The following is a 23,079-nucleotide window of genomic DNA, read 5'->3' on the forward strand; positions in this document are numbered from 1 at the left end:
TTTTATTTAAACAAACACAGATTTTACAAATTATTTTTAAGATTTTAATTTATGCTAATGCGTGAAATTCGTGTTCTAATTTTTCGATATGCTTTTTAATTCGTGAAATTCATGTATTAAAACTATCTTTGCGCCCTTGTAAATTACCTGGGAACCGCAATGAATTTTTATGATGACGAAGGAAGCAATCGAACCTAAAACTGCAATAACATTGGAAGAAATTAACCAATGCATTGCTGTTTTGACTGAATTAAATACTGATACCGATCAGATTTTTGAAATCCCGAAAGAACAGCGTACTGCTTTAATCAAAGTGGCAGGTCAATTTGCCCGTCCGGATCGCGATGAGTTAATCCGGAGGAAAAAAGAAGGAAAGGCTGTTGCCAAACGGAAACAGGAAAAGAGGGACAGAACGGCCCGCAAGGAAACCGGAATTCGTTCGGCTCGCGAAGCCAGTGTATTTGTGGCTCCCAAATTGTTAGGGATGAAAGATCTTGCCAATAAAGAGCAATTAGAGCTGGAAACACCCAGAAAATGTTATGTATGCAAAACGGAATTTACCAAAATGCATCATTTTTACGACACGATGTGTACGGATTGCGGTGATTTTAACTATGCCAAACGTTTTCAGACAGCCGATGTAAAAGGGCAGATTGCAGTGATTACAGGCTCCCGCCTAAAAATTGGTTATCATATCACACTGATGCTTCTGCGGGGTGGTGCAACGGTAATTGCTACGACCCGTTTCCCCGTAGATTCGGCTTTGCGGTTTTCCAAAGAAGATGATTTTATGGAATGGGGACACCGCCTGAAAATTCACGGATTGGATCTGCGTCATATTCCGAGTGTGGAGATCTTCTGCAATTTTATAGAACAGAAATACGGGCGACTGGATATTCTGATTAATAATGCAGCACAGACGGTGAGACGTCCTGCTGGTTTTTATACGCATTTGATGGAAAATGAGGAACTTCCGATTGGTTCTTTGCCACAAGATGCGCAGGAATTATTACTGGATCATACCAATTGTCTCGATGAATTAAAAGTGCTGACTTCGGGAGCTTCTTCCAATCAGAATATGCCGGTAACCTGGCATGGTCCTGAACCAGGAATTGGTCTGCGGGCTTCCGCCAAATTGTCGCAGATTCCTTATTCATTTGATAATGCATTAGTTGCTCAGGAAGTTTTTCCAGAAGGAGAACTTGATGCCGATTTGCAGCAGGTTGATTTGCGAAAAGTAAACAGCTGGCGATTAAAATTAGGCCAAATTGAAACCACAGAGATGATTGAAGTACAATTGGTCAATTCGGTTGCGCCTTTTGTATTGTGTAACCGTCTTTCGGAGGTGATGAAGAAAGACAATACAGGAAAAAAACATATCATTAACGTTTCGGCGATGGAAGGGAAGTTTTACCGTGATTTCAAGGAAGACCGCCATCCGCATACGAATATGGCCAAAGCCGCGCTGAATATGCTCACGCACACAGCTGCTGGTACTCTTGTGAAGGATGGAATTTTTATGAATGCCGTAGACACTGGCTGGGTAACAGACGAAGACCCGGCAGAACTGGCTAAGCGGAAACAAGAAGAACAGGATTTTCAGCCGCCATTGGATATTGTTGACGGCGCTGCGCGGGTTATGGATCCTTTGTTTGACGGGATTAATACCGGAAAACATTGGTGCGGAAAATTTTTGAAAGATTACCGTCCGATTGCTTGGTAGAGAGCTCCTTTTTTTAAAATAAATTGATTTATCTGCCAAATCTGAGTGAAATAAATAGCACGCAGATTTTTGCAGATTTTTTTATTGAAAATTCCTGTTTCTGAACTAAAGCCGAATGTTTGCACTTTTGCGTGAGGGATGGCAGTGGAGCTCTCCCGATTTTTCATCGGGAAGCGAGAACGTACAGCCCGGCCCTTGGGACACGCCATAATAAAAATACTGCAGTGGCTTGGCTGATTTATGATTTAGAACCCTTCGCCGTCATTAAAATAGAAAGTGTGTGAATCGCGTCCCAATCCGTAATTGACGATAAAATTGGTCAGCGTGTTTTTGTCGAGCAGGATTCTTAACCCAACTCCCGCGGCAGGCTGGATGTATTCTCCCAGTTTTAGGTTTCTGTCTGCATCGCTGGTGGTGGTGGCATTGGCAAATATGGTACCGCTTATCATTTGGTTTTTGGTAATCGGGAAACGGTATTCGCTTTCAAAATACATCAGGTTTGTACCTCTAAAAAGACCCTGAATATAGCCTTTTCCGCTTCGGCTGTTCTGGTCCCAGCCTATGGCAGGAAGATTCAGATAAGGCAATTGGCCATGTGCTAAGAACTGGCCGTATGCCCAAAAACCTAAAACATGCTGTTTGTTGGTTCTGCTGATGGGGATGAAATAACGGCTTTCGAGTAACATAGTACCGCTTTGGTGTTTGTTGAGATCCGTTTGAGGATTGTAACGGTAATTCATATTCAAGTACAAGCCATTGTTTGTGTTTATCAGGTTGTCTCTGGTGTCGTATATAAAATTGATGCTTACGCCATTGACAGCATAATTCCTATCACTGAAGCCGTGTTTTTTGGAATAGGTATAGTGGTAAGTGTATTTCTGATTGGCAGCATCTAAATTTTTGTCCACAATATTGCTATAGCTGTCAAAATGAATTCCTGCACCGATGAAAAATGAAGGGAAAACAGTGTAGGACGCCGTTTCATGAAACTTAAAATAGTTGTAATTCATGGGCTGTTTTATGGCATTGTAGTCAAAGTCCTGAAATTCGGCTCCCCAAGGGATAATATCAGTTCCTAAACCATAATTGGCCTGGGAAAAAACATAATAGCGAAAGTCACCGCTAAAGAACAGCCGGTCATTATTGACGTACATATTGTTTTTTAAATACGTCAGGATCTGTTTTTTGGTGCTGTAGGATGCACCGCCGGAGAGTAATGAAATTTTATTTTCGGGTTTTAGCTTAAAACTGAATTGGCTTATAAATCCCAGTGTAAATCCATTTGCGGGCTGATAACCCAAAGTAGGAAATGCGATTAAGTGATTTTTGGAATCGGGTTTGCTAATTTTTAAAGTATCTTCTTTGGTGAATAAATCGATAATAGTGCGTAAAGGGTAAAGTTTATCACCTTCTTTATTCGTTTCCTGTGAAAAAGCGGTTTGAGAAAGAAAAAGAAACAAAATGATAAAAAATATCGATTTCATATTACTTATAAAAGACATAATTAAGACTGGAATTTATCCAGAAAATAGTTTAATTGCATGATTTATAATTTTTAGCAAAACATAAAACTAAACAAAATTTCACATTTAGGTTTAACTTTTACAATAAAAGTATTTTATTATTATCAATAGATATCCGCGTTTATGTTAAGGCATGAATAACAAAAGCCACAATAGAATTAGATTCGGTTGTGGCTTTTGCTGTAGTTTTATAGGATTTATTAGTTTACGGCAATCAGTTTTACTTCAAAAATAAGAGCCGAACCTCCAGGAATTGGTCCCATTGTACTATCTCCGTATCCCAAATGTGAAGGTATCAAAAGAATAGCGCTGCCGCCTGTTTTCAAAAGAGGAATACCTTCTGTCCATCCTTTTATTACCTGGTCTAAACCAAAAGAAATTCCTTCGGGACCGCTTTGGTCAAAAACAGTTCCATCGATAAAAGAACCTTTGTAGGCTACAGTCACATTCGACGCAGCAGTAGGCTGTGTTCCTGTTCCTGGCTCGTTAATTACATAATACAAACCAGATTCGGTTTTTTCAGCCTTCAAATTATTTTTGGCAATGTAATCGGTGATTTCTTTTTCGTTTTTGGCAGCAACATCAACGGTTTCTTGTTTTACAGGTGCTGCTTTTTCTTCTTCTTCTTTGTTTTTACAGGAAATGACAAGAGTCAAGACCGCTAGGGCTGCTAATAAATGTTTCATAGAAATGTGTTAATTTTTTAGGACGCAAATATAGCAAAACCGAAAATGATTTATGCTAAAAGAAAATTCCAAATTTTATTGAAGCTTCTGGATTTAGCAAAGGCAGATTATATTCTTTGTCGTCCAGAATAAAATTATCGTTACCGCCAACTTTAAGACTTAAACCTGCCCAGGGCGAAACATAGATATTTTTGTAGATGGTGAAATTATAACCCAAACTTCCGTTTAGCAGAAAGTTGTCGAAGTTTTTTGTGGCGTTACTGCTGTCACTTTGAATATCACTTTTCCAATAAACGGGTCCTCCGCCAATCCACCAGCCAATCCAGCTGTCTTTTAAAAAACGATCCAAAATAATGGCATACGCTTTTATGTGATGATCGGTAAAACCGTCTTTGGTCACAAAATTGGGTTTGTTGACATCTGCAAAAAGGGCTCTTCCGCGCCATTTGTCCTTACCGATCAATCCCGCACCAAAATAACCTCCGGTGGCGTAGGGCAAAACATCGAGTTCGATTCCGAAATTCCATTTATGGGTTGTGTCAGTTCCGTTTGTAGATTGAGCTTGTATTTGCATCGAAATGGCAATAAAAACAAGAAGTAATATTTTTTTCATGGATGAGGTTGTGAGGTAATTTTGATCTGTAATTGTTACTGTTTCAAAAGTACATTTTTGTCTTTAAATAGGTAATGACTTTTATCATAAAGAAAAAACCACAACGGAGTTAGGTTCTGTTGTGGTTTTTTTTATTTGAATAAATCAGAATGTGATCCGGTTCTATCCAAGTAAATGATTCTGTTTATATCGTCTTGTTTCCAAATTAAGAGCCAATCGGGTTTTATATGGCATTCCCAAAATCCTGAATAATTACCACTCAGAATGTGTGGTTTGTTTTTTGGAGGAAGTTCCCCATTTAGGATCAAAAGGTTCACTATATTTTCCAATAATTCTAAATTCCAATTTCTTTTCTTGCAAAGTTTTGCATCTTTTTTAAATTGACCGGAATATTCTAAACTGTAACTCATTTAGAAAAAATCTGTTGCATCATATCTTTTGCACTGTCGGCTTTTGTTAGACCAATACCTTTGTCTGTTTTCGCCATTGATTTCAAAGTTGTTTCGTTTGGCGTTTTTGATTTTGACCTAGTTCTAGTTTTTGTTGGAGTCTCAGTGACTTTTACACCCAATTGCAAAGCAAGTTCCTTTAATAAAGAAATTTTTTTGGCAGATGTGCTATCCAATATCAAAGTCATAATTTCTTGTTTTAGAATTATAAAGAATAACAAAGATACAAAAAACGCAATAGAATTAAATTCAGTCGCTTATTTTGTTAGGGGTTCTTGTTGCTATTGGATTGAAAAACAAATTCTAACCGAATTTTTGATTGCTTTTGTTTGTTGGTACTGAAAAGATTTCCGCACTATTGCGGACTGAACACTAAAATTATCCCTCCATCTTTGCACTCAATTCAAACCATCGTTCCTCTTTATTCTCAATTTTTTTGATAATGTTTTCCAGTTCTTTGGCTTTCTTTTCAATGTCGGCATCGGCTACTTTTCCTTCGGAAAATAATTGCTCGATTTTGGCTTTGTCCAATTCCAAATCCTTGATTTCGCGCTCAATTTTTTGGTATTCCTTTTGCTCGTTAAAAGTCAGGTTTCCGGTTGGATTGTTCTGTTTCCAGTCTTTCTTTTCGGCTTTGTTTTCCTCTTTTTGGGCAACATCGGCACTGTCTTCATATGCTCTGAAATCGGAGTAATTTCCCGGGAAGGTTTCAATTTCTCCCTGACCTCTGAAAACGAATAACTGATCCACGATTTTGTCCATAAAATAACGGTCGTGCGAAACCACTACCAAACATCCAGGATAATCTAAAAGGAAACTTTCCAAAACGTTCAAGGTCACAATGTCCAAATCATTCGTTGGTTCATCCAGAATCAAAAAGTTTGGGTTCTGAATCAAAACGGTACATAAATACAAACGTTTCAATTCGCCACCGCTCAATTTTTCGACATAATCGTATTGTTTTTTTGCATCAAAAAGAAAACGTTCCAACAATTGTGAAGCCGAAATGATTTTTCCTTTCGTCAGCGGAATAAATTCCCCAAATTCTTTGATGACATCAATCACGCGTTGACCGGGTTTTGGGTCAATACCTGCTTGGGTGTAATAGCCTATTTTGATGGTGTCTCCCACAACCACTTTTCCGCCGTCAAGAGGTATGGTTCCAGTCAAAAGATTCAGGAAAGTAGATTTACCAGTTCCGTTTTTACCAATAATCCCGATGCGTTCGCCACGCTGAAAATCATAACTGAAATTATCCAGAATAACGCGATCCTTGAATTTTTTGGAAAGTTTGTGAAGCTCGATAATCTTGCTTCCCATTCGCTCCATATTGATTTCGAGTTCCACTTTATTCTCTCGACGACGACTTTGCGCTTTTTCCTTAATCACATAAAAATCATCCTGACGCGATTTCGATTTGGTGGTTCGCGCTTTCGGCTGACGGCGCATCCATTCCAATTCTTTCACGAATAGGTTTTGGGCTTTGTCCACGCTGGCATTTTCGGAGGCAATTCGCTCTTCTTTTTTCTCTAAATAATAAGAATAATTTCCTTTGTATTGGTATAGTTGCCCGTTATCCAGTTCGATAATTTCATTGCAGACACGTTCCAAAAAGAAACGGTCGTGCGTTACCATAAACAGCGTAATGTTTTCTTTGGCAAAATAACTTTCCAGCCATTCAATCATTTCCAAATCCAAGTGGTTTGTCGGCTCGTCGAGAATCAACAAGTCGGGGCGGTTAATCAGAATGATGGCAAGCGACAAACGTTTTTTCTGTCCTCCCGAAAGACTTTTGACTTTCAGTTTGAAGTCTTCCAACTTCAATTTGAATAAAATTTGTTTGTATTGCGTTTCAAAATCCCAAGCGTTGTGACGATCCATTGCGTCGAAGGCTTTTTGGTAGGCTTCCTCGTCTTCGGGATTTTCCAATGCTTTTTCGTAAGCCTCAATCACTTTTAGGCTTTCATTGTCTGAAGCAAAAATACTTTCCTCAATCGTCAATTCGTCCTGCAGTTTATTGTCCTGTGACAAAAAAGCCATTCGGATGCTTTTTCGAAGCACCACTTGTCCAGTATCAGGTTCGTCAAAACCGTTGAGGATGTTCATAAGCGTGGTTTTTCCCGAACCGTTTTTGGCAATAAAGGCAATTTTTTGGTCTTTGTTAATCCCAAAGGAAATGTCTTTGAAAAGCGTGCGCTCCCCAAAAGATTTAGATATATTTTCGACTGATAAATAATTCACAAGGCTAATTTTTTTGGCAAAAGTAAGCTATTATGTAACTAAATGCGAATTGTTTATTTGTAACTATTCAGCAAACATCGGATTCAAAGGAAAAAAACACGAATTTCACTAATTTACACGAATCTGCCTGATGCATTATTTCACGAACTTGTTGTCAAAGGGATAATTCATGTAATTTTTAATAATGATTTAGAATTCGTGCAAATTCGTGCAATTCGTGTTTGATTTTTATTTCTTCAAATACGGCTCCAAATCAATCGTATGGATTTGCTGTGGCGTGTTTACAAAAGGTTTTTTTACTGTTGCTTCGTTCGTCAGGTAAAATAACGAACCGTCTTCGGTGGCAATTCCCTCGATTTGGTGAAACGGAAGCTCAATTTTAATTTTCCGTTTGTTTCCATTGGCAAAATTATTGTTTTTATAACCATAAAGCAAGTAAACAAACGGCTGAAGCATTGGCGAATAGCCGCATAAAACAACACCTTTCCCGTCAGGCAAAGCCGTTGCGCCGGTAACCAATCCGTGTACATCCAGCGTTTCCTTGAGTTGGGCAATATGTGTCCCTGGAGTTTTTGGTAAGGTGTAAACACCCGTTTTTCTGTCCGACCATTGTTTGGTAAACAAATAATTACTGTCTTTCATAACCACAAAAGCCTCACAGTCAAAATTGGTCGTATTGGGTTTTTGAACCGTAAAATCCGTTTGGTCTGCATACGAAAAAGCAATGGTGTCCACCAAGGGCGCATTGTCCAAAACCGACTTCTTTTCGATTCTCAAAATCCGTAAATCCTGCCGGTTTCCCCTGTAATTATTGCCAAAATCGCCTATGTACAGGTACAGGCTGTCCTGCGAAATTTCCTCCCAGTCATTGTTTTTCACCCTCGGGAAAACAACTTTTTTCTCGATTTTGCCTTTTGTGCTCAGTCCATAAATAGCCGTGTCGCCGTCATCATTGTGCGTCCAAAGCAAATTATCAAAAGCCGTCAGTCCCGAAGTTTCCTTTATCGTGTCGCTTATTTTTTCGGTGAACTGCGCTTTCACTTTTACGGAAGCATACACACAGCTTCCGTCATTATCGGTTGCATTTGGGTCAAAATTTTTCGCAAAATGATCCGTACACCCTTTGGTTTGGGCGTAGGAACCGGTCACAAACAAAAAGAAAAGCAACAGTATTTTTTGTATCATTTGTCCAAAAAGAAATTCAAAAGCAAGATATTAAACAATTCCCAAATAAAAATGATTTGGAGCGAATGATTAGGCATTTTCGGGAAATATGGGTTCCTGCTCTGCGCTGCAATCTTATGTCCCGAACCCCGGGACATAAGGATTTTCGCTTCGATCAGGGCTAAAGAGCTATTATGGTTTTGTGAAATTTTCATAATGGAAGTTGATTAAAATTTTTCTCGCAAAGGCGCAGAGGCGCAAAGTTTTCCTTGTGTTCTTTGCGCCTTTGCGAGAAATCACCCCCGATTTTAATCTGCGAAATCAGCGTGCCATATCAATATCGATAAAGTTAGATTTGTTGTAATTTGGAGTTATAAAATTGTGTGTTTTGTTGAAAGTGATTGTATTCTGTTACTGATGGTTTTTTAATACCCATCAGAATCCCAAAAAGCTTTAGAAACTATTGTAGCTGTGTATTTGTATTTTGAAATTCCTAAGTTTATATTTGCCCAATGCAGTTATCAGTCATTATCCTCAATTATAATGTCCGCTATTTTTTGGAACTCTGTGTGCTAAGCGTAGAAAGCGCTCTGAAAAACATGGATTCCGAAATTATTGTTGTTGACAATAATTCTTCAGACGGCAGCTGTGAGATGATAAAATCCCGTTTTCCAAATGTCAAGCTCATTCAAAACAGTCAAAATACTGGTTTTCCAAAAGGCAATAATATTGGGGCTGCTCATGCCAATGGCGATTATATTTGTATTCTGAATCCAGACACCGTTGTTGCCGAAGATACATTTGAAAAAGTACTGGCATTTGCCCAAAAACAAAAAAAACTCGGGGTCGTGGGTGTAAAGCTTATTGACGGCACAGGAAACTTTCTGCCGGAAAGCAAACGCGGAATTCCGACACCCTGGGTCGCTTTTACCAAGATCATGGGGTTGTATAAAATATTTCCAAAATCACCTCTTTTTAATAAATATTATGCCCAGCATCTGTCCGAAAACGAAACAGGTGAAGTAGAAATATTGGTTGGGGCTTTTATGCTTCTTAAAAAAGAATTGTATCAGGAAATTGGGGGCTTTGATGAAGATTGTTTCATGTATTCTGATGATATTGATCTTTCTTATAGAGTTTTACAAATGGGAAGAAGTAATTTTTATTTCCATGAAACAGTTGTAATACATTATAAGGGAGAAAGTACAGTTAAAGATGGAATTTATATGAAACGTTTCCAGGAAGCAATGGAGTTTTTTTATAAAAAACATTTTAAGGTTTCTTTTCTTTTTTCAATATTTATGAAAATTGGAATTATATTTTTTTCTTTGATTAAAAGAATGCAGGGACAGGTTAAATCCAAAATTAAAGCTGAAAATTATTTATTGGTGTCAGCTTCTGAAACATTAGTGAAAATAATAACTGCTGCCGTTCAAAAAAAGGTTGATTTTCTAGATTTGGAAGCAGAAAAAGAGGTAAATTTGTCATCAAATTCAATAAGAAACGGGTTGAAGATCGTTTTGGATAATGAATTTGTATCTTTTAAGGAGTGTATTGAGATTCACGAAAGATATGTTAATAAAGGAGTTGTCTTTAGAATCATACCAAAAGGCACTAATTTTTGTATTGGGAGTGATTCTTCTAATGGAAGGGGAGGAATTGAAAAAATTAAATAAAATTATATTTAGTGAAATTTATATTTAAAATATTTATTAATTTCGCAAAATTAAAATCAAAATCACCTTTTGGGTTAATAATATGGCAAGATTTGAATTAAAGCTTCCAAAAATGGGAGAAAGCGTTGCGGAAGCAACCATTACAAACTGGTTAAAAGAAGTTGGTGACAAAATAGAAGCAGATGAAGCTGTTTTGGAAATTGCTACTGATAAAGTTGATTCTGAGGTTCCGTCCGAGGTTTCTGGAATTCTTGTTGAAAGATTATTTGGGAAAGATGATTTGATTCAGGTAGGTGAAACTATTGCTATTATTGAAACCGAAGGAGGTGTTGCGGCAGTACCTGCTCAAGATGTCTCGGATGCTGTTATTCAGGAAATTGAAAAATCTGTTGAAGCGACTAAAGAAACTGTCAGTGCTTCAGTTAGCTTTTTTGAAAGTGATAAATTCTTTTCACCATTAGTGAAAAATATTGCAAAAGAAGAAGGGGTTTCGTTGGCGGAGCTAGAAAGTATTGCTGGTTCCGGAAAAGAAGGGCGTGTTACTAAGGATGATATTTTAGATTATATAAAAAGCAGAGGAGCTCAGCCTTCGGCTAGTATTGCTGAACCGGTTAAAACTATCGAGACGGTAAAAGCAGATCCTCCAAAAAGTATTCCAGTGGAAACAGTGGAGCCAGTACAAGTTCAGCCAATACAGCCAGTTGTGCCAGTTTCGGTAAATGGAGGCGATGAAATCATAGAAATGGACAGAATGCGCAAGCTGATTTCTGGTTATATGGTAGCTTCTGTGCAGACTTCGGCTCACGTACAGTCATTTATAGAAGTTGATGTGACCAATATCGTAAAATGGAGAGATAAAGTTAAAGAAGCTTTTGAAAAAAGAGAAGGGGAGAAACTGACTTTCACACCTATTTTTATGGAAGCGGTTGCCAAAGCAATAAAAGATTATCCAGGTATGAATATATCTGTGCAGGGAGATTTTATTATAAAAAAGAAAGATATCAATCTAGGGATGGCTGCAGCTTTGCCAAATGGGAATCTAATTGTTCCTGTTATTAGAAATGCAGATCAGCTGAATTTGGTGGGTATGGCTAAAGCTGTAAATGATCTGGGGAATCGTGCCAAAACAGGAAAGTTAAAACCGGATGATACTCAGGGAGGAACTTATACAGTTACCAATGTTGGGACTTTTGGAAGTGTTTTTGGAACGCCGATTATCAATCAGCCTCAAGTAGGTATATTAGCATTGGGGGCTATCCGTAAAGTGCCGGCTGTTATTGAAACTCCAGAAGGTGATTTTATTGGTATCCGTCAAAAAATGTTCTTGTCGCACAGTTATGACCATCGTGTTGTAGATGGAGCTTTGGGAGGAAGTTTTGTGAAACGCGTTGCAGAATACCTTGAAGCATTTGATATAAACAGAGATTATTAAATTCATATAAAATGAGAATAAACCCAACATTGTCTTTTGAAATGTTGGGTTTTCTTATTTATTAGTGTTTTAATGCTGACTTTAAAATGAAATCAAGCCCAAATTTTTATATTTGTACAATTAAATACAAAAAATGGAACTAAAACTCAATAAGCCAATTTGTTTTTTCGATCTTGAAACAACTGGAATCGATATCGGAAAAGACAGAATTGTAGAAATATCAGTTTTTAAAGTTTTCCCCAACGGAAATAAAGAAAGCAAAACATGGCTGGTGAATCCTACGATTCCAATTCCGCCTTCTTCAACAGCTATTCATGGTATAAGTAATGAAAAAGTGGCAAATGAGCCTACGTTTAAGGAATTGGCTCCGCAAGTTTACAACATGATTAAAGATAGCGATTTGGCTGGATTCAATTCGGATCGTTTTGATATACCTTTATTGGCTGAAGAATTACTGCGTGCCGGAGTTGATTTTGATATGAAAAACAGGGTTTCTGTAGATGTACAGACTATTTTTCATAAAATGGAAGAACGTACTTTGAGTGCGGCTTTGAAGTTTTACTGCGGTAAAGGTTTGGAAAATGCACATTCTGCCGAAGCTGATACTATGGCGACTTATGAAATTCTAAAAGCACAATTGGACCGTTATCCAGAACTGGAAAATGATATGAAATCATTGTCTGAGTTTACTACTAGAAAAAAAATAGCAGATTTCGCAGGAATGATCGCTTTTGATGCTGATAATGAAGAAATTTTTACCTTCGGGAAACACAAAGGAGCTAAGGTGGATAAGATTCTCGAAACAGAGCCAGGTTATTACAGCTGGATTCAAAATGCCGATTTTCCATTGTATACCAAAAAAGTTTTGACGGCTATTAAATTAAGAAAATTAAATACGAAATAAGTTTCTAAGTTGCTAAGATTCTAAGTCGCTAAGAAACTTAGGATCTTAGCGACTTAGAATCTTAGCAACTTAAGAAAGAATGAAAATAATCTGCATCGGCAGGAATTACGCCAGCCATATAGAAGAATTAAAAAATGAGCGCCCTTCTGAACCGGTTATTTTTATGAAACCGGATTCGGCTGTTTTGTTAAAACAGCATCCTTTTGTGATTCCGGAATTCTCGGAGGATATTCATCATGAAATTGAGCTTATTGTGAAAATAAGCAAAGTGGGAAAATATATTGAGCCTAAGTTTGCGCATAAATATTATGACGAAATTAGTGTAGGAATTGATTTTACGGCAAGAGATTTACAAGCTAAATTGAAAGAAAAAGGACTGCCTTGGGAAAAAGCCAAAGCATTTGACGGATCGGCTGTTATTGGAGAATTTTTACCTAAAAGTCAATTTGTTTCACTGGAAAATGTTACTTTTGAATTGAAGAACAATAATATTACCGTCCAAAAAGGGAATTCAGACATGATGTTGTGGAGTATTGATGAGCTGGTTTCGTACGTTTCTCAGTTTTTTACATTAAAAATCGGTGATATTATTTTTACAGGAACGCCAGCGGGAGTTGCAGCGGTAAACCCGAATGATGTTCTAGAAGGATTTTTAGAAGGACAAAAACTATTTAGAATACAAGTAAAATAATGGCTATAAAATACAACTTAGCAAAAGTGTACGCACTTTCAGATAATGACCCGGAATTTGTAAATGAAATTTTAAATTTATTTGTTACTGAAGTACCGGATGATTTAGCGCAGATAGGGGATGGTATCAAGAAGAAAGATTATAAGCAGACCTATGCTTTTGCACACAAACTGAAACCTACTTTAGATTTATTGGGTTTGAATGTGGCATTCGAAGAAATTTTGCAAATCGAGGCCTGGACTAAAACAGAAGGTAAAAAGAAAGAAATAATTGAAACATATAAAAGTGTTAAATCACAGGTGAAAGACGCTATCAAAGAGCTGAAAAAAGATTTCGACCTTTAGTCTTCACTTTAATTTTTTTATAAAAGTATAAGACATAGAAAATCTAACAGTTGTATGAGAGATTACAATAGTTAGATTTTTTTTATTGAATATAAAACAAAAGTTTTTAAAATATGAAAGCAGCCATAGTTACAATTGGAGATGAAATTTTAATTGGTCAGATTGTTGATACAAATTCGGGTTTTATAGCCAAATCATTAGATAGAATAGGAGTTGAGGTTCGTGAAATGCTTTCTGTAAGTGATTCTCGTGAACATATTCTGGATACATTTTCAAAACTGCAGAATACAGTTGATATTGTAATTATTACAGGAGGACTCGGGCCTACAAAGGATGATATAACTAAGAAAACATTTTGTGATTATTTTGAAGATGAATTGGTTGTTGATGATGCGGTTCTTGAACATGTAACTCAATTGATAGAAAGATTTTATAAACGGCCGATTACTCAGATTAATAAAGATCAGGCTTTGGTTCCTTCTAAGTGTACTGTTCTTGCTAATAAGGTTGGTACAGCACCAGGGATGTGGATAAAAAAGGAAAATACTGTGTTTGTTTCATTGCCGGGAGTTCCTTTTGAGATGAAATATTTGGTAGAAAATGAAATTATTCCCAAATTAGTTCAGGATTATAAGCGTCCATATATTCTTCATAAAACGATACTGACTTACGGACGCGGAGAAAGTGCAGTGGCGGAACAGATTGAAGACTGGGAAAATAATCTGCCCGAATTTATAAAGCTGGCTTATCTGCCTGCGTACGGAAGGGTGAATCTGCGTCTTTCGGCCAGAGGAACTAATAAAGAGTTGTTGGAAAAAGCAATAGAAGAGAATGTGATTTCTCTCACTGAAATAATAGGAGATATTATTGTAGGTTTTGAAGATGATGAAACTCTTGAAACAGTTATAGGAAAGATTCTAACACAGCAGAATAAAACTGTTGCCACCGCCGAAAGCTGTACAGGCGGAGGTGTTGCGCGGCTGCTAAGTTCTGTTCCTGGAGCTTCTAATTATTTTAAAGGAAGTGTTGTTGCTTATGCGACGGAAGTGAAGCAAAATGTATTAGGTATTCCGAAGAATTTGATTGAAGAACACAGTGTTGTGAGTGCTGAAGTCGCCAGAGCTATGGCTTTGAGCGTGAAAACATTACTAAAAACAGATTATGCTATCGCAACAACAGGCAATGCCGGTCCGTCAAAAGGGGAGGCAGATGCAAGTGTCGGGACGGTCTATATTGCTGTGGCTACGGCTAATGGAGTTTTTGCAGAAGAGTTTGATTTTGGTCAACCACGTGAAAAAGTGATAGATAGAGCATCGGTAAAAGGGCTTGAAATGTTATTGAAAGAAATTTCGAAAAAAGAACAATAATTTTTTTGGTTTATAGGTTTATTTTTCTTTCCTTTGCACCCTGATTTTGAATAACGATAAAAGATAAGTATAATGTCAAGAGTTTGTGACCTTACAGGTAAAAGAGCGATGGTAGGAAATAACGTTTCTCACGCTATGAACAAAACTAAGAGAAAATTTTCTGTAAACTTAGTTAAAAAGCGTTTTTATCTTCCAGAAGAAGATAGATGGATTACTCTTAGAGTAGCAGCATCTACGATAAAAACAATTAATAAAAATGGAATCGCTGCAGTTTTGAAAAAAGCGCAGTCAGAAGGATTTATTAAATAATCTTTTCCAAAATAAATATATAGCAAGATGGCAAAGAAAGGAAATAGAATCCAGGTAATTTTAGAATGTACTGAGCACAAAACTACAGGTGTTGCAGGAACTTCAAGATATATAACTACTAAGAACAAAAAAAATACTCCAGACAGATTAGAGATTAAAAAATTTAATCCAATCTTGAAAAGAGTTACTGTTCATAAAGAAATTAAATAATTAGAAATTTTTACTTGAGTAAAAGTTTTGTAAAACATTTGAATCATGGCAAAGAAAACCGTAGCATCGTTACAAACATCTTCTAAGAGATTATCAAAAGCCATCAAAATGGTGAAATCTCCAGTAACTGGCGCATATACATTCGTTGAATCTATTATGGCTCCTGAAGAAGTTGATGAATTCTTGAAAAAGAAATAATCATATTGCATTTTATAGATAAGCTACTTTCACTCGGAAGTAGCTTTTTTATTTTCTATATTTACATCTCAAAAGAAAACCTTTTTTAGGTGACAGCAAAAGATAAATCCGTTTTTTTAATTGATTTTTCTTGTTAAAGCCGATAAATGTAAATTCCAATCATAAAACTCCATTTTAAATGAGCTTTTTTAAAAAAATATTCTCTTCAGAGAAAAAAGACTCGAGCCTAAGCCAAGAGGCGAAACAATCATTAGATAAAGGTCTTGAGAAAACCAAAACCAGTTTTTTTTCCAAGTTAACCAAAGCGGTTGCTGGAAAATCAAAAGTGGATGATGATGTTTTGGATAATTTAGAAGAAATTCTTGTTTCTTCGGATGTGGGAGTAAATACAACTCTTAAAATAATTAACCGAATCGAAAAAAGAGTAGAAGCAGATAAATATCTTGGGACTGATGAGCTTAATCAGATTTTAAGAGATGAGATTGCAGGACTATTATCAGAAACTAATACGGGTGAAGCTACAGAATTTGTTATTCCGATAAACACAAAGCCTTATGTTTTGATGGTTGTTGGTGTAAATGGCGTAGGTAAAACAACGACAATTGGAAAACTTTCTTACCAATTTAAGAAAGCTGGTTATAAAGTAGTTCTAGGAGCAGCAGATACTTTCCGTGCTGCAGCGATTGATCAGCTGCAGATATGGGCAGACAGAGTAGGTATTCCTATTGTCCGTCAGGAAATGGGGAGTGATCCGGCTTCGGTAGCCTTTGATACGTTGCAATCTGCTGTCGCTCAAAACGCTGATGTTGTTATTATTGATACTGCCGGTCGTCTGCATAATAAAATTAACCTGATGAACGAACTTTCAAAAGTAAAACGTGTAATGCAGAAAGTGGTTGGCGATGCACCTCACGATGTAATGCTTGTTTTGGATGGTTCTACTGGACAGAATGCATTTGAACAGGCCAAACAGTTTACTGCTGCTACCGAGGTTTCGTGTTTAGCAGTTACCAAATTAGATGGTACTGCCAAAGGCGGTGTTGTAATTGGTATTTCGGATCAGTTTCAGATTCCTGTAAAATATATTGGTGTCGGCGAAGGAATTGAAGACTTACAGGTTTTCAATAAATACGAGTTTGTTGACAGCTTTTTTAAATAATTGTTAGTTGTTTATGAAAAATTATAGTCCTATTTATTTTTACTTTGTCAGCATTATTGCATTTGTTTTGGCAAATGTTCTCAGAGAAAAAAGCGTTCCGGTATATTATGTTTTATTATTGATTGGCGTAATATTCTTTGTCTTGGGAGTAACCAAGAGAGTACGGAATAATAAATAGAATAGTTGTTTTATGCTTTGCTTACTGATACAAAGCATTTATTTTTGTCCAAAGTGTTTTGTCAAAGTCGGATAAAGCTAAATTAACGTTATCAGCTGCTTCGCCCATTCGGATGACAACCATTTTTTTGCTTGGAACAATATAGATTTTCTGGTCGTTTTTACCCAAAGCCATAAACATGTCATTTGGTCCTGTTGGGATAATGCTTCCTTGAAAAGAAGCTTGTGATTGTGGCAGATGATAACTCGCTTTGCCGTTCAGCCACCACAGATAGCCGTAGCCTAAGTTGATGTTTTGTGAAGTGTTTGTAGCTTCATTGAAATAACTTTCATTTAAAATTACATCATCATTCCATTTTCCTTTATTGTACATCAACAATCCAAAACGAGCCATGCTTCTTGTTGTGCTGTAATATACGCTGTTGTTGCCAGAAGCAAACCAAGAGCCATCCATTCCTATTTTGTCTCTTAATTTGGTGTTGAAATAGGCAGACCATGTTTGTCTGGAAGCTGCAGCAACAACATCCTGCAGTTTTACATACACATTATGATATGCCCAACGTGTTCCAGCATCGGCAGTATAAGTTAAGGCAGATGGTGTGACATCATCAGTGGCGTCGTTAAGCCCTGAAGTCATTGTCAGTAAATTTTTGCAGGTAATTAGATTTTCTTTGTCAATAGGAGTGCTAGTCCAGCCTGTTCCTATGTATTGAGATACTTTATTATTGATATTGATGAGGTTTTCCTGCTGTGCAATTCCAGTCATTGCTGATGTTAATGTTTTTCCTGCACTTGCCCAGTACCAATTTGTAGCAGCATCATGGCCATTGAAATAATTTTCCATTACGATCTGACCATTAACAAGAATGATAAAACCTTTAGTGTTTTTGAGTTTTAGGTAATCTAAAAGCGGCTGTACGGCTGCTTTATTCCAATCAAGGCTTTCAACTGATTTGGTTTTCCAGGTAGTTCCTGTAAGTGGCGGAAAGTATAGTGGTTCTTCAGTAGGAGGAGTATCTGATTCTTTATTATCTGAGGAACAATTGATACAAAAAACAGCAACAAATAGTAATAGTAGTGATTTAGACATGGTTATGATATTAGGTATTTGGGTAGGATCAAAAATATAGAAAATAGTTTAATCACAAAGCATTTTTTTGTTTTCTTTGGATTATTTAAGTTTAACTTTGCAGTTTCGCTAAAGTTGCTGTTAGCTGGATTCCTTAGTCCTGATTACTTCACTAAACATTCATTTTAATTGGAGTTCAGTGAACTTTGTTTACAGCGGACAGCAGGATATAGTTTCTTAAAAAATAAATTATTTATGAAAAAAGTATTTGGTGTTTTATTAATTGCCCTTTTATTCGTTGGCTGTAAACAAAAAATAAATCCTGCGGATGTTTTAAAAATCAACGGGTATTGGGAAATTGAAAAAGTGGTTTTGGAGGATGGAAGCGAAAAACAATATGGCGTGAATGAATCCTTTGATTATTTCCAGATTGATAAAAATAATTCAGGAATCCGAAAGAAAGTGATGCCACAATTAGATGGAACTTTTTTGGTGAATAATACGTTCGAGAAAGTAAAAATCAGGTTTGCAGAGGATCAGACTTTTTTGGATTACACTACACCGTACATGAAATGGAGCGAGGAAATACTAGCTTTGACAGATAAAGAGTTGGTTGTTTTGAATGCAGAGAAAAAAGAATATCATTATAAAAAAGCAGGACCGATAAATCTAGATGACTATGGCAAAAAGACTAAATAATCAAAGTACTGTAGGAGATATCCTGAAACAGATTATTGAGGTGAATAAACTGCAGTCTGGAATGGATGAGATTGATGTGAAAGATGCTTGGCGTAATCTGATGGGGAACGGTGTGAACAGTTATACCAACAATGTGGTTTTGAAAGGATCAACTCTGTATGTTCAGTTAACCTCTGCGGTGCTGCGGGAAGAATTGAGTCACGGCAAATCCAAGATTATCAAAATGATTAATGAGGAATTGAGGAGAGATGTGGTGAAGGATGTTGTTTTGAGGTAAAGATTTCAGATTGTAGATTAACGATTTTTGATTTCAGATTTTAGCATATAAATAAAAATGCCGTTTCAAATTAAGAAACGGCATTTTTTATTAAATCTGAAATCTAAGTTCAGCAATTTAAAATCATAAATTAAAATTGCTCTCTTCCGGCAAAGTGGAATGCACTTTCGATAGCAGCGTTTTCGTCACTGTCAGATCCGTGAACTGCATTTTCTCCGATAGAAGCTGCATATGCTTTACGAATTGTTCCTTCGGCAGCATCAGCAGGGTTTGTAGCACCAATTAAAGTTCTGAAATCTTCAACGGCGTTTTCTTTTTCTAAAATTGCAGCAACGATAGGACCTCTTGACATGAATTCTACTAATTCTCCGTAGAAAGGTCTTGCAGCGTGCACAGCGTAAAATGCCTGAGCATCTGCAACAGTTAATTGAGTTAATTTCAAAGAAACGATTTTGAAACCACCGTTTGTAATCATTGCTAATATGTTTCCGATGTGTCCGTTTTGAACCGCATCTGGTTTAATCATTGTAAAAGTTCTATTAGTCGCCATTTTTTCTGTGTTTTAAAATTTTGTGCAAAAATATACTTTTTTTTTCGAAATATTTTAGCAAATTTTCGGTTTAATGGTGGAAATCTGTAATTACTGTTATTTTTTATACTTTAAAATACATTTTGTTTTTGTAAAAATAAGCCAAAAGTATTGACCAAAAACCTACATAAAGCAGGGCAAATACTAATGATGCAGTCATCGGGTTTTCGAAATACGGCTGTACTCCCAGAAAATATAAATAATCCCAAAGATTAGTCTGTTCAGTAGGTGTTTTTGGATTTGGCAATGAAATCATTCCCATGGCCTGTGGTATAATCTGAGAAAGAAAGAAAACGATCATTGGATTTACTCCCCAAATCAGGAATAATCGGGTTCCTTTTTTATAATCAGCAATATCAATCAGGTAGTATAAAAGAGATAAAGTAAGAGCAGCAAGTCCAGCTGTGTATAAAACGTATGAACTTGTCCAAAGCGCTTTGTTTATAGGGAAAACGATATTCCAAATTTGCCCAAGAATAATTAAAATTACCCCTGTGAGCAGTATTTTTTTGAATTTTTCAGTTTTTAATGATGCGCTGTTTAGTAGCTGGCCAATTAGTAAACCTATTATTCCCGTTGCAATTGCAGGAATAGTGCTTAGTACACCTTCGGGATCCCAAGTTTTGGTTGCCTCCCACATATGCCCTTTTAATAGAATACTGTCAGCCCAAGCCGCTAGATTGGTACCTTTTTCAAGATTTGTAATTTCAAAACCAGGTGCAGGAATAAGCGTCATAATTGCCCAGTAACTAAGCAGGATTCCAATTGCAGTTATTAATTGAGTCCGCTGCGTTGTTTTTAGGTACATAAGCGAAGCGACAAAATAGACAATTCCGATGCGCTGTAAAACACCGGGTAAACGAACCGATTGATAAGATTCAATACCGCTGTAAGCAAGAATTATATAAATAATAAAGATAGAAACTGCTAAATAGGTTTTTAGTTTAGCGTCAAAATTTCCCATTAAGGCATAGCCGGCTATGGCTGTAATTAGCAGTCGGCCAGTCAGTAATGGAATGCCCTCTAAGCCGAAGAGCTGTATGCTGCTGAAAAAGTTGAAAAATATTCCAAGGCAGATCATACGGAGCGAGCGGGTGAATATTTTATTTAATGTGCTTGTAGAGGCGCGATTAATCGCGTCTGTACGAGGCATTGCAAATGAGATTGCCACTCCCATGATGAAAACAAAGAAAGGAAAAACTAAGTCGGTAGGAGTACAGCCGTGCCATTCGGCGTGTTCTAATGGAGGATAAATTGCAGACCAGCTGCCGGGATTATTAACAATGGTCATTAATAAAATAGTTAGTCCTCTAAAGACATCAAGTGAAATAAGACGGTCTTTGGTCATTGGTTTTTTGGTTTTTATGGTGAATAATCATTTAGTACAATGTAAGAATGTTAAAATTGTGTTCTAAAGGATTGAGCTGGTTCATTAATTGAGGGATTAATTGTTCACCGTTTTCCAGATAAAATTCGGAGAAATTGGCTTGGCGTTCCTGCAAACTTTGGTTTGGGAACAATTCGTTCTGCAGGTCGATGATACGCTGCAGTTCATCATGGAATTTTCTTTTTTGGGCAATGAGAAGTCTTTTTTCCAGATTTTCCAATCCTTTGGTCTGTTTGACTTCCTGAGCTTTTACTGCTCCTAAGAAAGATTTATCAGTATGATTGGCTAATTCTAAAAGCGCTTCAAATTGTTTTCTTAAAGCATCTTTCTGCTCTTTGAAATCAATTGGAAAATCAGATAGTTTTTGTGTGATGCGGTTAACCAATGTGTTTTGATTTGTAAATAAATCCGACCATGTAAGGTTTAATCTGTCTGCTTTTTTGCTTTGTTTTTCGGTTACCAAAAGCACTGAGTTTCTTATCAGCAGCATCGGGAAAGTCACTTTTGCAGCAGTGAAAAAAGATTTTAGTTCCAGCCAATAAGCAATTTCTCCGCCTCCGCCGATGTAGCATAAATTGGGGAGAATCACTTCCTGATATAACGGGCGCATAATCACATTTGGACTGAATTTTTCGGGATTGCTTTCCAGTAATGCCAGAATTTCTGCCTCAGTAAATTCTATTTTGGTATGATTGACTTTGTAAATTCCATTTTCCAGAATAATTCTTTCACGCAGATTATCTTCGATATAAAATAAATTGATTTCGCGCGGATTTACTTGAACGAAATAATTCTTCATTTGTTCAATGGTTTCGCTTACTGCTTTGAATGAAGTCTGCAACAGTAATTCCTCTTTTATGTAGGGTATAAAACTGCGTTTCAGATCCTGATTATCTGCATCTACAATTACCAGTCCAGATGAACCAAACAGTTCGTTGGCCAAATATCTGGTGGCATTGGCTAGATTGTCATGCTTGATATAGGAATCTTCAAAAAGTTTTTTGATGGTATTGGCATTGGTGCTGGAACCTATTTCCTGAGCATAAATTTCGAGGAAATCTTTTAAACCTTCGGTAGATAATCTTCCGACTGGACCTGTGCTTTCTCTGTTCCAATGGAATTTTTTTCCTTTGAAACTAAAATAATTGATTTCTTCAAAATCATGGTCTTCGGTTGCCATCCAGTACACGGGAACAAAATCATATTCAGGATATTCTGCTTTTAATTCTTTTGTTAAATTAATAGTCGAAATGATTTTGTATAAAAAATATAACGGCCCGCTGAACAAGTTTAATTGATGGCCAGTGGTAACCGTGAAAGTATTGGAATTGTTTAAAAGTTCAATATGGTTTAAAGTTTCTTTGGAAACATTCAATTCGGCATATTGACTTTTTAAGACATTCACTAAAGTTTGTCTTTTGTCATTACCATTGTTATTGAAATTGATTTTTTTCTCTTCGATTTGCTTTTTAAAGTTTTCGAGAGTTGGAAAATGATTGTATAGTGATTTTAATTCTGGTTTTTGATCTAAATAATCTTGTATCAATTTGGAGAAATATCCTGAGGTTTGATAGCTGATACAGTCGGTTGGCATAAGTTTTTATTTTATTGCTAAAATAACAAAAAATATTGCAGGAGATTGTTAAAAATGATTCCTTTTTGAAGAGCAGTCTTTGTGCCTTGAATTCATGAAGATTTATTAGAAAGTGTCTGGTGTAAGTAAGGTACAGTATTTTTTTAGCAAACTTTAAACTTTGTAAAAACTAATGCCATTTAGAAATATAAAATAGTTTTTTTAAACCTCACCCCAGCGAGGGAGCCAGAATTGGAATTTCTAAATGGTATAATTCATCAAACATGGTTTAATTAAAGAAGCAGCCCAATTTAGAGTTGCTTTTTCTTCATGTAAAATTAAAGCTGCAAAGTTTAGATATTATTTGGCATAGTAATGAAAAAGAAAATTATTAGTATTAATGCCATAATCAGCATCCTATAAATTGATGATTTAAATAGTGTTGTGCCATTGAATTTGTCTTCTTTTCTTTGTTTGATAAGATTAAAAATGGTAAATGAAATCATTGTTATTAAAGACAAATAATAGAAGCAGCTCAAATATTGGCCATATTCTTTTGAAATAAATACAAGAAGTAATGTCCATAAAAAGAAAATAATATTTATTGATGAAATATGTT

General features: G+C 36.4%; 24 protein-coding genes. 13 read left to right on the forward strand and 11 right to left on the reverse strand.

What is annotated here, in order from left to right; all coding sequences use genetic code 11:
* Positions 1-169: 169 nt before the first annotated feature.
* A complete protein-coding gene (locus OZP07_RS05830) occupies positions 170-1,723 on the forward strand; it encodes an SDR family NAD(P)-dependent oxidoreductase (protein WP_432419546.1) in 1,554 nt (517 codons plus the stop codon).
* Positions 1,724-1,968: 245 nt separating this feature from the next.
* On the opposite strand, the gene OZP07_RS05835 is transcribed toward OZP07_RS05830, so the two are convergent.
* From OZP07_RS05835 to OZP07_RS05865, 7 genes are all read right to left on the reverse strand, one after another.
* Positions 1,969-3,207, reverse strand: coding sequence for a BamA/TamA family outer membrane protein (locus OZP07_RS05835; RefSeq protein ID WP_281637612.1), 1,239 nt, complete (start codon positions 3,205-3,207; stop codon positions 1,969-1,971).
* Between the two features lie 239 nt (positions 3,208-3,446).
* Positions 3,447-3,932, reverse strand: coding sequence for an FKBP-type peptidyl-prolyl cis-trans isomerase (locus OZP07_RS05840; protein WP_281637613.1), 486 nt, complete (start codon positions 3,930-3,932; stop codon positions 3,447-3,449).
* Positions 3,933-3,987: 55 nt separating this feature from the next.
* Positions 3,988-4,545 (reverse strand): hypothetical protein, encoded by a 558-nt coding sequence (locus tag OZP07_RS05845; protein WP_281637614.1) that lies wholly within the window; start codon positions 4,543-4,545, stop codon positions 3,988-3,990.
* 131 nt (positions 4,546-4,676) lie between these two features.
* Positions 4,677-4,955, reverse strand: coding sequence for a type II toxin-antitoxin system YafQ family toxin (locus OZP07_RS05850; protein WP_281637615.1), 279 nt, complete (start codon positions 4,953-4,955; stop codon positions 4,677-4,679).
* Positions 4,952-5,182, reverse strand: coding sequence for a hypothetical protein (locus OZP07_RS05855; RefSeq protein WP_281637616.1), 231 nt, complete (start codon positions 5,180-5,182; stop codon positions 4,952-4,954). The genes OZP07_RS05850 and OZP07_RS05855 overlap by 4 nt, the downstream gene beginning before the upstream one ends.
* Before the next feature lie 190 nt (positions 5,183-5,372).
* Positions 5,373-7,235, reverse strand: coding sequence for an ABC-F family ATP-binding cassette domain-containing protein (locus OZP07_RS05860; protein WP_281637617.1), 1,863 nt, complete (start codon positions 7,233-7,235; stop codon positions 5,373-5,375).
* Between the two features lie 228 nt (positions 7,236-7,463).
* Entirely contained in the window at positions 7,464-8,420 is a 957-nt protein-coding gene (locus OZP07_RS05865) for a T9SS C-terminal target domain-containing protein (RefSeq protein WP_281637618.1), read from the reverse strand.
* Positions 8,421-8,911: 491 nt separating this feature from the next.
* Between OZP07_RS05865 and OZP07_RS05870 the strand changes: the two genes are divergently transcribed.
* From OZP07_RS05870 to ftsY, 10 genes are all read left to right on the forward strand, one after another.
* On the forward strand, positions 8,912-10,075 hold the full coding sequence (locus OZP07_RS05870) for a glycosyltransferase family 2 protein (protein ID WP_281637619.1): 1,164 nt from the start codon (positions 8,912-8,914) through the stop codon (positions 10,073-10,075).
* Between the two features lie 82 nt (positions 10,076-10,157).
* Positions 10,158-11,507, forward strand: coding sequence for a dihydrolipoamide acetyltransferase family protein (locus tag OZP07_RS05875; RefSeq protein WP_281637620.1), 1,350 nt, complete (start codon positions 10,158-10,160; stop codon positions 11,505-11,507).
* Between the two features lie 133 nt (positions 11,508-11,640).
* Positions 11,641-12,411, forward strand: coding sequence for a 3'-5' exonuclease (locus OZP07_RS05880; RefSeq protein ID WP_194643670.1), 771 nt, complete (start codon positions 11,641-11,643; stop codon positions 12,409-12,411).
* A 79-nt stretch (positions 12,412-12,490) separates the two neighbouring features.
* A complete protein-coding gene (locus tag OZP07_RS05885) occupies positions 12,491-13,102 on the forward strand; it encodes a fumarylacetoacetate hydrolase family protein (RefSeq protein ID WP_281637621.1) in 612 nt (203 codons plus the stop codon).
* Positions 13,102-13,446 carry an Hpt domain-containing protein gene (locus tag OZP07_RS05890; RefSeq protein WP_194643667.1) on the forward strand — a complete coding sequence of 115 codons (345 nt, stop codon included), beginning with the start codon at positions 13,102-13,104 and terminating at the stop codon, positions 13,444-13,446. Before OZP07_RS05885 ends, OZP07_RS05890 begins: the two co-directional genes overlap by 1 nt.
* 113 nt (positions 13,447-13,559) lie before the next feature.
* The gene (locus tag OZP07_RS05895) at positions 13,560-14,813 is read left to right on the forward strand and encodes a competence/damage-inducible protein A (protein WP_281637622.1); all 1,254 of its coding nucleotides are present in this window, start codon (positions 13,560-13,562) and stop codon (positions 14,811-14,813) included.
* 72 nt (positions 14,814-14,885) lie between these two features.
* Positions 14,886-15,122 (forward strand): 50S ribosomal protein L28, encoded by a 237-nt coding sequence (gene rpmB / locus OZP07_RS05900; RefSeq protein ID WP_024980263.1) that lies wholly within the window; start codon positions 14,886-14,888, stop codon positions 15,120-15,122.
* Between the two features lie 27 nt (positions 15,123-15,149).
* Positions 15,150-15,332, forward strand: a complete 183-nt coding sequence (gene rpmG / locus OZP07_RS05905; protein ID WP_007805817.1) for a 50S ribosomal protein L33 — start codon at positions 15,150-15,152, stop codon at positions 15,330-15,332.
* Positions 15,333-15,377: 45 nt separating this feature from the next.
* A complete protein-coding gene (locus OZP07_RS05910) occupies positions 15,378-15,530 on the forward strand; it encodes a DUF4295 domain-containing protein (protein ID WP_100429907.1) in 153 nt (50 codons plus the stop codon).
* A gap of 178 nt (positions 15,531-15,708) precedes the next feature.
* Positions 15,709-16,689: a signal recognition particle-docking protein FtsY gene (ftsY, locus tag OZP07_RS05915; protein ID WP_281637623.1), complete on the forward strand. Its 981-nt coding sequence runs from the start codon at positions 15,709-15,711 to the stop codon at positions 16,687-16,689.
* A gap of 199 nt (positions 16,690-16,888) precedes the next feature.
* Here ftsY and OZP07_RS05920 read toward each other — a convergent pair whose 3' ends face one another.
* Entirely contained in the window at positions 16,889-17,956 is a 1,068-nt protein-coding gene (locus tag OZP07_RS05920) for a serine hydrolase domain-containing protein (protein ID WP_281637624.1), read from the reverse strand.
* Between the two features lie 234 nt (positions 17,957-18,190).
* Between OZP07_RS05920 and OZP07_RS05925 the strand changes: the two genes are divergently transcribed.
* Together OZP07_RS05925 and OZP07_RS05930 are read left to right on the forward strand one after the other, a co-directional pair.
* Positions 18,191-18,634 carry a hypothetical protein gene (locus OZP07_RS05925; RefSeq protein WP_281637625.1) on the forward strand — a complete coding sequence of 148 codons (444 nt, stop codon included), beginning with the start codon at positions 18,191-18,193 and terminating at the stop codon, positions 18,632-18,634.
* Positions 18,615-18,911, forward strand: coding sequence for a DciA family protein (locus OZP07_RS05930; RefSeq protein ID WP_115810942.1), 297 nt, complete (start codon positions 18,615-18,617; stop codon positions 18,909-18,911). Before OZP07_RS05925 ends, OZP07_RS05930 begins: the two co-directional genes overlap by 20 nt.
* Positions 18,912-19,041: 130 nt before the next feature.
* Here OZP07_RS05930 and OZP07_RS05935 read toward each other — a convergent pair whose 3' ends face one another.
* The 3 genes from OZP07_RS05935 to bshC form a co-directional block, all read right to left on the reverse strand.
* The gene (locus OZP07_RS05935; protein ID WP_194643657.1) at positions 19,042-19,461 is read right to left on the reverse strand and encodes a nucleoside-diphosphate kinase; all 420 of its coding nucleotides are present in this window, start codon (positions 19,459-19,461) and stop codon (positions 19,042-19,044) included.
* Between the two features lie 103 nt (positions 19,462-19,564).
* Positions 19,565-20,848, reverse strand: a complete 1,284-nt coding sequence (locus tag OZP07_RS05940; RefSeq protein ID WP_281637626.1) for an acyltransferase family protein — start codon at positions 20,846-20,848, stop codon at positions 19,565-19,567.
* A 31-nt stretch (positions 20,849-20,879) separates the two neighbouring features.
* Complete coding sequence (gene bshC / locus OZP07_RS05945) at positions 20,880-22,481, reverse strand: bacillithiol biosynthesis cysteine-adding enzyme BshC (RefSeq protein ID WP_281637627.1); 1,602 nt, start codon at positions 22,479-22,481, stop codon at positions 20,880-20,882.
* Between the last annotated feature and the right edge of the window lie 598 nt (positions 22,482-23,079).

Origin of the sequence: Flavobacterium marginilacus (assembly GCF_026870155.1) — a bacterium.
Taxonomy (GTDB): Bacteria; Bacteroidota; Bacteroidia; order Flavobacteriales; family Flavobacteriaceae; genus Flavobacterium; species Flavobacterium marginilacus.

What these genes read in the sequence shown, in the direction of transcription:
- OZP07_RS05880 (WP_194643670.1), top strand. Translation starts at nt 11,641, where the DNA reads ATGGAACTAAAACTCAATAAGCCAATTTGTTTTTTCGATCTTGAAACA.
- OZP07_RS05850 (WP_281637615.1), bottom strand. Translation starts at nt 4,955, where the DNA reads ATGAGTTACAGTTTAGAATATTCCGGTCAATTTAAAAAAGATGCAAAA.
- OZP07_RS05895 (WP_281637622.1), top strand. Translation starts at nt 13,560, where the DNA reads ATGAAAGCAGCCATAGTTACAATTGGAGATGAAATTTTAATTGGTCAG.
- OZP07_RS05940 (WP_281637626.1), bottom strand. Translation starts at nt 20,848, where the DNA reads ATGACCAAAGACCGTCTTATTTCACTTGATGTCTTTAGAGGACTAACT.
- OZP07_RS05920 (WP_281637624.1), bottom strand. Translation starts at nt 17,956, where the DNA reads ATGTCTAAATCACTACTATTACTATTTGTTGCTGTTTTTTGTATCAAT.
- OZP07_RS05865 (WP_281637618.1), bottom strand. Translation starts at nt 8,420, where the DNA reads ATGATACAAAAAATACTGTTGCTTTTCTTTTTGTTTGTGACCGGTTCC.
- OZP07_RS05930 (WP_115810942.1), top strand. Translation starts at nt 18,615, where the DNA reads ATGGCAAAAAGACTAAATAATCAAAGTACTGTAGGAGATATCCTGAAA.
- OZP07_RS05830 (WP_432419546.1), top strand. Translation starts at nt 170, where the DNA reads ATGATGACGAAGGAAGCAATCGAACCTAAAACTGCAATAACATTGGAA.
- rpmB (WP_024980263.1), top strand. Translation starts at nt 14,886, where the DNA reads ATGTCAAGAGTTTGTGACCTTACAGGTAAAAGAGCGATGGTAGGAAAT.
- OZP07_RS05925 (WP_281637625.1), top strand. Translation starts at nt 18,191, where the DNA reads ATGAAAAAAGTATTTGGTGTTTTATTAATTGCCCTTTTATTCGTTGGC.
- OZP07_RS05845 (WP_281637614.1), bottom strand. Translation starts at nt 4,545, where the DNA reads ATGAAAAAAATATTACTTCTTGTTTTTATTGCCATTTCGATGCAAATA.
- rpmG (WP_007805817.1), top strand. Translation starts at nt 15,150, where the DNA reads ATGGCAAAGAAAGGAAATAGAATCCAGGTAATTTTAGAATGTACTGAG.
- OZP07_RS05935 (WP_194643657.1), bottom strand. Translation starts at nt 19,461, where the DNA reads ATGGCGACTAATAGAACTTTTACAATGATTAAACCAGATGCGGTTCAA.
- OZP07_RS05885 (WP_281637621.1), top strand. Translation starts at nt 12,491, where the DNA reads ATGAAAATAATCTGCATCGGCAGGAATTACGCCAGCCATATAGAAGAA.
- OZP07_RS05835 (WP_281637612.1), bottom strand. Translation starts at nt 3,207, where the DNA reads ATGAAATCGATATTTTTTATCATTTTGTTTCTTTTTCTTTCTCAAACC.
- OZP07_RS05855 (WP_281637616.1), bottom strand. Translation starts at nt 5,182, where the DNA reads ATGACTTTGATATTGGATAGCACATCTGCCAAAAAAATTTCTTTATTA.
- ftsY (WP_281637623.1), top strand. Translation starts at nt 15,709, where the DNA reads ATGAGCTTTTTTAAAAAAATATTCTCTTCAGAGAAAAAAGACTCGAGC.
- bshC (WP_281637627.1), bottom strand. Translation starts at nt 22,481, where the DNA reads ATGCCAACCGACTGTATCAGCTATCAAACCTCAGGATATTTCTCCAAA.
- OZP07_RS05840 (WP_281637613.1), bottom strand. Translation starts at nt 3,932, where the DNA reads ATGAAACATTTATTAGCAGCCCTAGCGGTCTTGACTCTTGTCATTTCC.
- OZP07_RS05890 (WP_194643667.1), top strand. Translation starts at nt 13,102, where the DNA reads ATGGCTATAAAATACAACTTAGCAAAAGTGTACGCACTTTCAGATAAT.
- OZP07_RS05875 (WP_281637620.1), top strand. Translation starts at nt 10,158, where the DNA reads ATGGCAAGATTTGAATTAAAGCTTCCAAAAATGGGAGAAAGCGTTGCG.
- OZP07_RS05870 (WP_281637619.1), top strand. Translation starts at nt 8,912, where the DNA reads ATGCAGTTATCAGTCATTATCCTCAATTATAATGTCCGCTATTTTTTG.
- OZP07_RS05910 (WP_100429907.1), top strand. Translation starts at nt 15,378, where the DNA reads ATGGCAAAGAAAACCGTAGCATCGTTACAAACATCTTCTAAGAGATTA.